General features: G+C 58.9%; 5 protein-coding genes. All 5 read left to right on the top strand.

Annotation, left to right across the window (positions count from 1 at the left end; all coding sequences use genetic code 11):
* Window positions 1-17 precede the first annotated feature (17 nt).
* The 5 genes from mfd (at window position 18) to uvrA (ending at window position 12810) form a co-directional block, all read left to right on the top strand.
* Entirely contained in the window at window positions 18-3575 is a 3558-nt protein-coding gene (gene mfd / locus SYN_RS04240; RefSeq protein WP_041585372.1) for a transcription-repair coupling factor, read from the top strand.
* A 37-nt stretch (window positions 3576-3612) separates the two neighbouring features.
* The gene (mgtA, locus tag SYN_RS04235; RefSeq protein WP_011416806.1) at window positions 3613-6165 is read left to right on the top strand and encodes a magnesium-translocating P-type ATPase; all 2553 of its coding nucleotides are present in this window, start codon (window positions 3613-3615) and stop codon (window positions 6163-6165) included.
* Window positions 6166-6223: 58 nt separating this feature from the next.
* Window positions 6224-8770, top strand: coding sequence for an alpha-glucan family phosphorylase (gene glgP / locus SYN_RS04230; protein WP_011416805.1), 2547 nt, complete (start codon window positions 6224-6226; stop codon window positions 8768-8770).
* A 207-nt stretch (window positions 8771-8977) separates the two neighbouring features.
* The gene (locus tag SYN_RS04225; RefSeq protein WP_011416804.1) at window positions 8978-9946 is read left to right on the top strand and encodes a peptidylprolyl isomerase; all 969 of its coding nucleotides are present in this window, start codon (window positions 8978-8980) and stop codon (window positions 9944-9946) included.
* A 41-nt stretch (window positions 9947-9987) separates the two neighbouring features.
* Window positions 9988-12810 carry an excinuclease ABC subunit UvrA gene (gene uvrA, locus SYN_RS04220; protein WP_011416803.1) on the top strand — a complete coding sequence of 941 codons (2823 nt, stop codon included), beginning with the start codon at window positions 9988-9990 and terminating at the stop codon, window positions 12808-12810.
* Window positions 12811-12822 lie beyond the last annotated feature (12 nt).

Here is a 12822-nt window from a genome sequence, read left to right as displayed (position 1 = left end):
CCGCTCCGGTCCTCCGCATGCTTCGCGAAAGAATAGAAGGCGGCGTTGAGCGGTTGTCCGTGAACAGGCTTCACGGATCGGCCAATGCCTTTCTGATCGCGGCGCTGTCGGAACAACTCGGCAGGCCCCTTGTCGTCCTGAGCCCGACGGAGAAAGAGGCAAGGGAAACTTTTCAGGATCTTTCCCTCTTTCTCGGTAGCGGCAAGGTTCTCCTCTATCCCCCCTGGGATATCCAGACAACGGACATGTTCGCCCTCCAGCGGGACGTCGAGCTGGTCAGGATGGAGGTTCTGGCCCGCCTGCTGACAGACGAACCGGCTGTAATCGTCGCCTCCCTCAAGGCCCTCATGCAGAAGGTTGTCCCGCGAAGCATCCTTGACGCCTACCTGGAGATTCTCGCTCCGGGCAGCGAGGTTCCCCGGGATGAACTCGTTGCCAAGCTGGTTGCCGGCGGTTATCAGCGGATGACCCTGGTGGAGGACAAAGGGGAGTTCAGTCTGCGGGGGCATGTCCTGGACATCTTTCCTCCTTTGGAGGATTCCCCGCTCCGCCTGGAGTTCGACGGCGACGATCTGGAATCCCTGCGCGCCTTCGACCCCGCATCCCAGCGTTCCACCGGCAGGCGGGAGGCCTTTGTCCTGTCCCCCGCGCGGGAGGTCATCCTCTCTGAAGAACGCCGTCAGAGGGCGCTGCAGAACATCCGTTACCGGGCTGCCGCCCTGGAACTTCCCCGGAATGTGCGCGACCGGCTGTCCGAAACGATCGATGCCGGTCTGTCCACCTCCTTCAATCCCCTCTTCCTGCCTCTTTTCTATGAGTCCCTGGCCCCGACTTCGCCGGATTCCCCAACGGAGAATGCAACGGCCACACAAGCGGTCCGGCTGGGAACCTTTTTCGATTACCTTCCCGGAAACTGTTTTGTCGTGCTCGATGACGCCCTGGCCATCGAAAACGCAGGGGAAAGAATCGAAAACGAGATTGACCGCTGTCTGCTGAAGGCGGAACGGGAAGGCAAGTTCTATCTGGAACGGGAAGCCTCCTACGTAACAAAGGATGCTTTTATAAAGGATCTGCGCCGGTTTCAACGGATGATACTGGAAGGCCTCGCTCTCGGCCGCCTGACGGAATATGCTTCCGGAAATGGGGAAAAAACACAAGCCTCCCAGTATGAATCCCTTCCCCTTCCCCTGGCAACGGACCCGGAACTGGGCGATCTTCACCGCGGACCCGGCGGCGAGGAAACCCTGCTTGCCCCTCTGGTCGAGCACATCCGCCGCTGGCTGCAGGAAGGCATGCTGGTGGCGTTCCTCTGTTCCGGCAAGGAAGACCTGCAACGGATGCGTCATCTCCTGGGAAACTATGAGCTGCCCGTCCGGACGCCGGAAGGATCCCTGATCAGCGAAGCCTTTCTTCACTCGGGACCCGGCGTGCTGAGCCTGCGGGAAGGCCGGCTGAGCCGGAGTTTTCTCTTCCCCGATCTGAAACTGGCTGCGATCAGCGAGGAGGAGCTTTTCGGGAAAAAGATAACGGGAAGGCGTATCCGGTCCGCCCGGGAAGGATACTTCCTGCGCTCTTTCGGCGATCTGAAAGAGGGGGACTACGTCGTCCACAAGGAACACGGAATCGGCCTCTATCAGGGGCTGCAGAAACTGAGTGTCGGCGGCATCGAGAACGATTTCCTTCTCATCAATTATCAGAGCGGCGACAAGCTCTACCTTCCCATAGACCGCCTCGATCAGATTTCCCGCTACATCGGTCCCGAGGGCTATGTCCCCAAGGTCGACAAGCTGGGCGGGACGTCCTGGGACACCGTGCGGGAGCGGGTCAAAAAATCCATCCAGGAAGTCGCCGAGGAACTGGTCGCCATTTACGCCGCCCGGGAGGTCATGGAACGGCGATCCTTCGCGCCGCCTGATGCGGTTTATGAAGAATTCAGCGCCGCTTTTCCCTACGATGAAACGCCCGATCAGGCCCGGGCCATCGAAGATATCCATGCCGACATGAACAGCGCAAAGCCCATGGACCGGCTGATATGCGGCGACGCGGGCTTCGGCAAGACAGAAGTGGCCATGCGGTCGGCCTTCCGCACGGCCATGGACGGCCGCCAGACCGCCGTTCTCGTTCCCACGACCATCCTGGCGGAACAGCACTGCCAGACCTTCAGCAGCCGCATGAAGGACTATCCCATCCGCATCGAGGCTCTGAACCGCTTCAAGAGCAAGGCGGAGCAGTCGTCGGTGCTGGAAGGACTCCGCAAGGGCCAGGTTGATATCGTGATCGGCACGCACCGGCTGCTTCAGAAAGATGTGACCTTTAAAAATCTGGGGCTGGTGATCGTTGACGAGGAACAGCGTTTCGGGGTCGCCCACAAGGAAAAGCTGAAGAAACTCAGGACCCTCGTCGATGTCCTCACCCTGACGGCCACGCCGATCCCCCGGACCCTTCATCTTTCCCTGGTTGGAATCCGCGATCTGTCCATCATCAATACCCCACCCGAGGACCGGCAGACCATCAAGACCTATGTCCTGGAATTCAACGAGGAAACGATTCGGGAAGCCATCCGGCGGGAACTGGCCCGCAACGGTCAGGTTTTCTTTCTCCACGACCGGGTCAGGTCGATTTACACGATGGCCCGCCTGGTGGAAAAGCTGGTTCCGGAAGCGGACATCGGCGTCGTTCACGGGCAGATGAAGCCTCGGGAAATCGAGGACGTCATGGGCCGATTTCTACGCAAGGAGTGCAATGTCCTGGTCTGCACGACCATCATCGGTTCCGGGCTGGATATTCCCACGGCGAATACGATCCTCGTCAATCGGGCGGACCGCTTCGGCCTGGCCCAGCTCTATCAGATCCGGGGACGGGTGGGACGATCCAGCGAGGAAGCTTACGCCTACCTCCTCGTTCCCAAAGGGGTTCTCCTTTCCCGGGACGCCCAGAAACGGCTGCAGGTCATCATGGATTTTTCGGAACCCGGTTCCGGATTCCGGATCGCCTCCAGCGATATGGAAATCCGGGGAGGCGGCAATCTGCTGGGGACCTCGCAGTCCGGCCATGTGTCCGCCGTTGGTTATGAACTGTACACGGAGCTGATGGAGCAGACGATTCGGGAAATCAAGGGAGAAACCATACCTGAGGAGGAAATCGTGCCGGAAATCAATCTGGGACTCCCCGCCTTTATCCCCGAAGAATACATGGCAGACGTGCACCGGCGGCTGGTCACGTACAAGCGGATCTCCATGGCCGATTCAAATGAGGAACTGGAAGAAATCCGCGACGAGCTGGCAGACTGCTTCGGCTACCTGCCGCCGGAAGTGACCAACCTCCTCGAGGTCATCCGGCTCCGCAACCGCCTGAAGGCGATCCGGGTAAAAAAGATGGGCTACGACACGAAGCAGATGTTTCTCTTCTTCAGCGCCGACACTCCCGTGGAGCCGGAACGGATTCTTTCTCTGGCCCGCAAAAAGCTCAAGGGACTGCGTCTGACACCGGACTGCAAAATTTACATCCCCATGCCCGGCCTCAAGGGAAGCGAGATTCTCGAAAAGGCAGGCGAGGTGCTGCGGCTGCTTTCCTGAGGAAGGCCATCACCCGGAAAGGATTCACCGGTCAACCATGCCGCTATCCACAGTCAATATTGAATCGGCGTCGCGGTTCTGGCAGCTCCCCATGGCGACGCTCCTGGACCAGCTTGGATCGAGCCATCAAGGGTTGAGCCATGCGGAAGCGTCTGCCCGACTGGCCGGTTTCGGCCCCAACCTGATCCACGGGGAGCGCAAACGTGCGCTGTTTTTTCAATTTCTGGCCAAGTTCCGCAATCCCCTGGTCATCATTCTCCTTGTCGCCAGTGCTGTCTCAGCTTTCACTGGAGACGCCGCCAGCTTCTTCATTATCGGCGCCATCGTCCTCATCAGCGTGACCCTCGATTTTGTTCAGGAATACCGGGCGGGAGAGGCGGCGGAACGTCTGCGCCGGTCGGTGGCGGTCCGTGGAAAGGTACTGCGGGAAGGAAAACCGATCGATATCCCAACGGCGGAAATGGTGCCGGGCGACGTGGTTCTCCTCGCTGCCGGAGACCTGGTTCCCTGCGATGGCCGGGTTCTGGAAGCAAGGGACTTCTTTGTCAACCAGGCGCTTCTCACGGGTGAACCCTTCCCCGTGGAGAAGGCCCCATCGGAAATACCCGGGGAGACCGATATCCTCGCAGCCGGAAATTCCGTTCTCTCCGGAACATCGGTGATCAGCGGATCGGCAAAAGTCATGGTTTGCCGCACAGGACGGGATACGGAACTCGGCGGAATCTCCGACACCCTTCTTGCCGAGGCTCCTCCCACCGCCTTCGAGCAGGGAATCCGCCATTTCGGCCTCCTCATTATGCGGATGACCATCTTACTGGTTCTGTTTGTCCTTCTGGTCAATGCCTTCTTTCACCGCCCCTGGCTCGAATCGTTTCTCTTTGCCGTGGCTCTGGCCGTGGGACTGACCCCGGAACTTCTCCCCATGGTCGTTTCCGTGACGCTGTCGCGAGGCGCGCTGCGCATGGCGGCCAATAAAGTGATCGTCAAGCGGCTGGCGGCAATACAGAATCTCGGAAGCATGGATGTCTTCTGCACCGACAAAACCGGCACCCTGACGGAGGCCCGCATCCATCTTGAGCGTCACGTGGATCCCCTCGGCCGCGAGAGTGCACGTGTTCTGGAACTGGCCTACCTGAACAGCTTCTTTGAAACCGGATTGAAGAGCCCTCTGGATGACGCCATCCTGGAGCACAGGGAGATCGACGCGAGCGGCTGGCGCAAGATCGATGAAGTGCCGTTCGACTTCGAGCGGCGCCGTGTTTCCGTGCTCCTTGATAATGGCTCGACAAGGCTGATCGTCGTCAAGGGGGCTCCCGAAGACATCCTGAGCCTTTCCGTCAATTATGAAGCGGATGGAGAAGCCGGTCCCCATCCCCTCGATGAAGTGTCTCGTGAACGGATCAACGGGCAATATGAAGAACTCAGCAAAGAGGGGTTCCGAGTGCTGGGAATCGCCTCACGGCAGGTGGGAATGGACCACATGCATGCCGCGGTAAGCGATGAAACGGAACTCCTGTTCGCGGGATATGCGGCATTTCTCGACCCGCCGAAGGAAAGTGCAAGAACGGCTCTGGCAGGACTTGCCGCCGACAGGGTTGCCGTCAAGGTTGTCACGGGCGACAATGAACCCGTGACCCGGCATGTCTGCGCACAACTCGGCCTTCACGTGACAGGGGCGCTTACCGGAACGGAAATCCAGCATCTCGACGATCAGGCACTCATGGCGCGAGTGGATGAAGTAAACATCTTCTGCCGGATGACTCCCGCTCAGAAAAACAGGGTGATCCTCGCCCTTAAACGGCGGGGCCATGTCGTAGGCTATCTTGGCGACGGCATCAATGACGCCCCGCCCCTTCATTCGGCCGATGTCGGCATATCCGTGGACAGTGCCGTGGACGTGGCTAAGTCAGCAGCAGACATGATTCTGATGAAGCAGGATCTGGGCATCCTCCATGCCGGAGTTCTGGAAGGACGGCGCACCTTCGGCAATATCATGAAATATATCATGATGGGCACCAGTTCCAATTTCGGCAACATGTTCAGCATGGCCGGGGGATCACTTTTTCTGCCCTTTCTTCCCATGCTCCCGGTGCAGATCCTTCTCAACAACCTTCTTTACGACGTCTCCGAACTCCCGATTCCGCTGGATCGCGTGGATGACGATTACCTGAACCATCCAAAGAACTGGGATATGAACTTCATCCGCAACTTCATGCTGATTATCGGCCCCATCAGCTCAATCTTCGATTTTCTCACTTTCTATGTCATGCTGGCGGTCTTCCATGCGGGGGAGGCGCTTTTCCATACAGGATGGTTTATGGAATCCATGGCGACGCAGTTGCTGGTCATCTTTGTGATCCGCACCCGCAGAAATCCATTTAAAAGCCGCCCCAACCCCTGGCTGATCGCCTGTTCCCTGACCGTGGCGGCGGCGGCCATCCTGCTGCCGTTCACCCCTGCCGGCGCGCGTCTCGGGTTTGTAACTCCGCCGGCGTTCTTCTTCCTTTTCCTGACGGCCATTCTTCTGGCCTACCTGATCGTGGTGGAAGGGATGAAGCAGTGGTTCTTCCGCCGTTATGCAGTGAAGTAAAGCAGCGGCATCCCCCTGATGCCGAAAAGGTTTCCTGAACAGACAGAGAGAGGGAAAAATGGACAGAATCAAAAGAGCAGGAAGTCCCATACATGCTTTCTTTCCGACCGGGATCGAAGGGTTCGATGCGCTGGCGGAGCTGGCGCTGGACATGCGCTGGTCCTGGAATCATGCCGCCGATGAAATCTGGAACCAACTCGATCCAGATCTCTGGGATCTCACCCACAATCCCTGGGTCGTTCTGCAAACCGTCTCACGGGAGCAGCTCCAGCGGACGCTGGACGATCCGGTCTTTCGCAGAAAGGTCGACGACCTGGCTGCCGCCAGGCGCCATGAGGCGGAGGCCCCAGCCTGGTTTCAGCAACAGTATCCCCTGGACGCCCTGACTTCCGTCGCGTATTTCAGCATGGAATTCATGTTGAGTGAAGCGCTTCCCATTTATTCCGGCGGGTTGGGAAATGTAGCCGGCGACCAGCTCAAAGCGGCCAGCGACCTGGGCGTGCCGGTTATCGGTGTGGGACTGCTCTATCAGCAGGGGTATTTCCGTCAGGTGATCGACATGCACGGCGAGCAGCAGGCCCTCTTCCCTTACAACGACCCCGGGCAACTGCCGGTCATGCCGGTGCGTGAGCCGAACGGCGAATGGCTGCGGCTGGAGATCATGTTTCCCGGTTATCCGCTCTGGCTGCGAGCCTGGCAGGTTCAGGTGGGAAGAGTGACCCTTTATCTGCTGGACACCAATGACGCGGCGAATTTTCCCGCCTATCGGGGTGTTGCCGGCGAGCTTTACGGCGGGGGGCCGGAGCAGCGCCTGAGACAGGAAATCGTCCTCGGGATGGGTGGCTGGCGACTGCTCGAAGCACTCGGTATCAAGCCCGATGTCTGCCAACTGAACGAAGGGCACGCAGCCTTTGCGGTCCTGGAAAGGGCGCGCATCTTCATGGAAGAGACAGGGCAACCTTTTGAAACGGCGCTGGCCGTTACAAGGGCGGGCAATCTCTTCACGACCCACACGCCGGTAGCCGACGGATTCGATCATTTCAATCCCCGGATCATCGAACATTACCTGGGGGATTACGCACGGAACCATCTGGGAATCCCCCTGCGGGATCTTCTGGCCCTGGGCCGTCTCGATCCGGACGATCCCGCCGAAGATTTCAACATGGCATACCTGGCCATACGCGGAAGCGGCGCGATCAATGGAGTGAGTCGTCTGCACGGGAAAGTGAGCCGGCGCATCTTTCAGTCTCTCTTCCCACGCTGGCCGGAAGTCGAAGTGCCGGTGGGTCATGTGACCAACGGCGTTCACATGCCGAGCTGGGATTCTGCAGAGGCCGATGGCCTCTGGACCGAGTTCTGCGGCAAGGAGCGCTGGCTGGGGATAACGGAGCACCTGGAGGAAAAGATACGATCCGTGCCGGAGGATAAACTCTGGCAGCTCCGCGCCGATAACCGCAAATCTCTTGTCGATTTCGTTCGCAGGCGGCTTTCCAGGCAGCTGGCCGCCTCAGGCGCAACCGCCGGGGAAATCGGGAATGCGCGGCACATCTTTGATGCGAACGCCTTGACACTGGGGTTTGCGCGCCGTTTTACAACCTACAAGAGGCCGAATCTGCTGTTGCATGACCCGGAAAGGCTGCTGCGCATCCTCACCGTTGCGGAACGCCCGGTGCAGCTTATCGTTGCAGGCAAGGCCCATCCGGAGGACGAGGCGGGAAAGGCCATGATCCAGGAATGGATGCATTTCATCCGACGCCCGGAAGCCGGGGGACACGTCGTTTTTCTGAGCGATTACGACATGCTGCTGACGGAAAGCCTGGTCCAGGGAGTGGATGTCTGGATCAACAGCCCACGGCGTCCCTGGGAGGCATGCGGGACGAGCGGCATGAAGGTGCTTTCAAACGGAGGGCTGAACCTGTCGGAGCTGGACGGATGGTGGGCTGAAGCCTATACGCCCGAAGCGGGATGGGCGCTGGGCGACGGCCGCGAACACGACAGCGACCCGGCCTGGGATGCCGCCGAAGCCGAAGCGCTGTACACGATCCTGGAACAGGAAGTGATCCCTGAGTTTTACTGCCGGGATTCCAGGGGCATACCGACCGCCTGGATGGCGCGTATTCGCGAGAGCATGGCACGCTTGACGGCGTACTTTTCCAGCAACCGGACAGTGCGTCAGTACACGGAACAATACTATATCCCCGCTGCCGCTGCCTTCCGGGAACGCGCCGCCGACAGGGGCGCGCCGGCCGTTGAACTGGTGAACGGGCTGCGCGACGTGACAAGGAAATGGAAGAATCTTCGCTTCGGCGAAGTGGCGGTTACGACAGACGAGAGCGAGCATCTGTTTGAGGTTCAGGTTTATCTGAACGGCCTCAGCCCGGATGATGTGCGTGTCGAGCTGTATGCGGAACGAACCGTCGACGGCGATCCCGTGCGTCTTGAAATGACATGCGGCCCGAAACTGGTAGGCGCGGAAAACGGCTACGTCTACTTCGCCCGGGCGAGCGCAGCAAGGACGGCCGCCGACTATACGGCGCGCGTGATACCGCACCTCGCCGGGAGCATGATTCCTCTCGAAGCCGCCCACATCCTCTGGCAGCGATGAGAAGAACAGGCCGCTCCGGCCGGCATTATTTCAGCGAAAACGTAATTCAAGCCGGAAAGTTCTTACCGCATGCAGGGATGATCTAACGATTGAAGCGGTCGCCATATTCTGATAGAGTGGCCACCTGAAATTTCCAACCTGCTTTACATCGGTTTTTTCCGAAAGCCGGCGAAGCAAATTCCTAAATGCACAAAAGGGAGGTTTTCCTTGAAAAAATTACAGATTTTCACTTTTTTACTGCTGTCCGTCCTGATGGCCACTCTTCAGGCACGGGCGGAAATCGTCGACCGCATCGTCGCTTTCGTCAATGACGAGATCATCACCCTTCATGAACTGAATACCGCTTTCGAGCCCTACCGGAAAAAGATCGATGACAGCTACAAGGGAACGGACAAGGACCGGATCATGTCGGAAACTCGACTCACCCTGCTTAACCGGATGATCGACAACCTGCTGATCGAACAGGAAGCGAAGAAATCGGCCATTGCCGTCTCGGACGAAGAGGTCATGGCCTCCATCCGGGATAACCTGGCCCGGAGAAAGACGACAATGGACGCCTTCCAGCAGTCCCTGGCCCGCGAAGGAACCAATTTTGAGGACTATAAAAAAGAAATGCGGGATTCCATGGTCCGGACGCGTCTCCTGCGGAGGGAAGTGCGCTCCAAGGTTACGGTGAACGACGAGGAGATCGGAGAATACTATCGCCTCCACCGCGAAGAATACGAAGGGAAGGACGCGGTGAAATTAAAGCATATCCTGCTGCTCTTCCCCGGAAACATGGATGAAAATGCCAAAGCGAAGCTGCAGGCGGATGCGATGGAAATTCTGAAGCGTCTCAGGATGGGCGAATCCTTTGACTCGCTGGCAGCCCGTTTTTCCCAGGGACCGGCGGCATCTGACGGCGGAAATGTGGGCTTTGTGGAAAAGGGCGCCATGCTGCCCGAGGTGGAAAAAGCGGCCTTCAGTCTGGACAGGGATAAGATCAGCGACCTCATCGAATCCCCCGTGGGATTTCACATCATCAAGGTGATCGACCGTCGGGGCCCAGGCCTCAAGCCGATCGAAGAGGTGCGGGCGGAAATCAAGTCCCGCCTTGAAGACGGAAAGATAGAGAAGAAATTCGACTCCTGGATCAGCGAATTAAGGGCAAAATCGCTCGTGGAGATCAAATTGTAATTCTTTCCGGGATTCCTGTACGCCTGAAGGGCTTATCGTTCATGTCCGGTTTTATCCGTATCAAGGGTGCTTCACAGCATAACCTGAAAAACGTCAGTCTCGACATTCCCCGGAACCTGCTGGTTGTTATCACCGGGGTCAGCGGTTCCGGAAAATCCTCGCTGGCCTTCGACACGATCTATGCTGAAGGTCAGCGGCGGTATGTGGAGTCACTGTCCACCTATGCCCGGCAGTTTATCGGCCAGATGGACAAGCCGGACGTGGAATCCATCGAGGGGCTTTCGCCCGCCATCGCCATCGAACAGCGCTCCACCACGCACAATCCCCGTTCCACCGTGGGTACCGTGACGGAAATCTACGATTATCTGCGTCTGCTCTTCGCCCGGATCGGCATCCCCCATTGTCCCGTCTGCGGCCGGGAAATCCGTTCCCAGAAGATCGACACGATGGTGGAGACAATTCTCAACCTGCCGGATAAAACCCGACTGACCGTTCTCGCCCCGGTCGTCCGAGGGAAAAAAGGGGAATTTCAAAAGGAATTCAAGAAACTGCAGAGGGAAGGATATGTCCGAGTCCGGGTTGACGGTGAAATCCGCGAACTGGAGGAGGACATCCTCCTTGACAAGAACCGGCGACACGATATCGATGTGGTAGTCGACCGCCTCGTGATTCGGGAAGGCATGCGGCAGCGCCTCCGCGATTCCCTGGAGACGGCCTCCGCCCTGGCCGACGGTCTGGTCCGGATTGACATCGCCGACGGCGGGGAAATACTCTTCAGTGAAAAATATGCCTGTCCCGTCTGCGGAGTCAGCCTCCCCGAACTGGCGCCCCGGCTCTTTTCCTTCAACACGCCCTACGGCGCCTGCCCGGAGTGCAGCGGCCTGGGAACCCGGATGTACTTTGACGAAGACCTGGTCGTTCCCGATCCGGACCTGTCCATCCGGGAAGGGGCCATCGCTCCCTGGGCAGGGCGCAATTCCATGCAGTATCACCAGATGCTGGACGCCCTGGCCGAGCGCTACGGCTTCGACATCAACACCCCTTTCCGGAAACTCCCCGAGAAGGTCCGTAACATTCTTCTTTACGGTTCCGGCAGGGAAGAAATCCGTTTTTATGCCGATCGCGGAGGGCGGCGCTTCTTTTACGACAAGCCCTTTGAAGGCGTGCTCACTCAACTCGACCGGCGGTACCATGAATCCCCCTCCAGCACCGTTCGCCTGGAACTTTACCGTTATATCAGTCTCCGGGAGTGTCCGACCTGCAGGGGCACACGCCTGAAAAAGGAAAGTCTGGCCGTCAGGATAAACGGGAAGAACATCCATGAGGTGTGCCTGCTGTCCGTCCGGGAATGCATGCAGTTTTTTAAATCCCTGCCGCTGACGACTCAGGAGGCGCTCATCTCCGAGCGGATTCTCAAGGAGATCAGGGACCGGCTTACCTTTCTGCTCGACGTGGGCATGGATTACCTGGACCTGGCCCGTTCCGCCGGGACTCTCTCCGGAGGGGAAGGGCAGCGCATCCGGCTGGCGACCCAGATCGGCTCCGGCCTGGTGGGTGTTCTCTATGTCCTGGATGAGCCCACCATCGGACTGCATCAGCGGGACAACGAACGGCTGATCCGCACCCTGAAGCGCCTGCGCGACATGGGCAACACCGTGCTGGTGGTTGAACATGATGCGGACATGATGCTGGCTTCGGACCATATCATCGACATGGGTCCGGGCGCGGGCGTCCACGGCGGGGAAGTCACCTTCCAGGGCACGCCGGAAGACATCCTCCACAGCGAAACCTCCCTGACCGGCCAGTATCTTTCCGGAAGGCTCTCTATCCCCCTGCCCGAGGCCAGGCGTCCCCTTCCCCGACGGTTCATCCACCTGGAAGGCGCCCACGAGCACAACCTGAAGGACATCGACATCCGGATTCCCGTCGGCGTCTTCACCGCTGTGACGGGCGTCTCCGGCTCGGGAAAAAGCACGATGATCATTGAAACCCTCCACCGGGTTCTGAACCGCAGGCTGAACAACCGCAAGGGCGGTCTGGGCAAGATCCGGCGCATCGTGGATCTGGGCGGCATCGAGCGGGTCATTCTGATCAACCAGCAGCCCATCGGCAGGACGCCCCGTTCCAACCCGGTCACTTACACGGGCGCGTTCACCTATATCCGCGATCTTTTCACCGGCCTTCCCGAGGCGCGGATGCGGGGCTACAAACCCGGCCGGTTCAGTTTCAACGTCAAGGGCGGACGCTGCGAGGCCTGCGAAGGCAATGGTCTGATCAAGATCGAAATGCACTTCCTGCCGGATGTCTATGTCACCTGCGACGCCTGCGGCGGCAAACGGTTCAATCCCGATACCCTGGATATCCGCTACAAGGACAGAAACATCGCCGACATCCTGGACATGACGGTGAATCAGGCCCTGGCTTTCTTCGAAAACATCCCGTCTATCCGGGCTAAGCTGCAATCCCTGTATGACGTCGGTCTGGGGTACATCCGCCTGGGACAATCGGCCACCACCCTGTCCGGCGGCGAGGCCCAGCGGATCAAGCTTTCCCGGGAACTGGGCAAGCGGGTCAACAGCAACACCCTGTATATCCTCGACGAGCCGACCATCGGCCTGCATTTCGCCGACATTCAGAAACTGCTGGATGTCCTCATGCGCCTTGTCGATATGGGAAACACGGTGGTGGTTATCGAACACAATCTGGATGTCATCAAGAGCGCCGACTACATCATCGATCTCGGTCCGGAAGGCGGCCCCGGCGGAGGACGGATCATGGCCTCCGGAACGCCGGAGGAGGTCGCCGCCGTGGAGGACTGCCCCACGGGCCGGTTCCTTCAGGCCGTACTGAAACCAACCCCATAAAAAATCACGGGA

The sequence above is a fragment of the Syntrophus aciditrophicus SB genome (assembly GCF_000013405.1).
In the GTDB taxonomy this organism is placed as follows: Bacteria; Desulfobacterota; Syntrophia; order Syntrophales; family Syntrophaceae; genus Syntrophus; species Syntrophus aciditrophicus.
This window is presented reverse-complemented; position numbering and strand designations above follow the sequence as displayed.

Bases quoted from the DNA above. Each gene is read 5' to 3' on its own strand.
- mfd (WP_041585372.1), top strand. From the start codon at position 18: ATGCTTCGCGAAAGAATAGAAGGCGGCGTTGAGCGGTTGTCCGTGAAC.
- mgtA (WP_011416806.1), top strand. From the start codon at position 3,613: ATGCCGCTATCCACAGTCAATATTGAATCGGCGTCGCGGTTCTGGCAG.
- glgP (WP_011416805.1), top strand. From the start codon at position 6,224: ATGGACAGAATCAAAAGAGCAGGAAGTCCCATACATGCTTTCTTTCCG.
- uvrA (WP_011416803.1), top strand. From the start codon at position 9,988: ATGTCCGGTTTTATCCGTATCAAGGGTGCTTCACAGCATAACCTGAAA.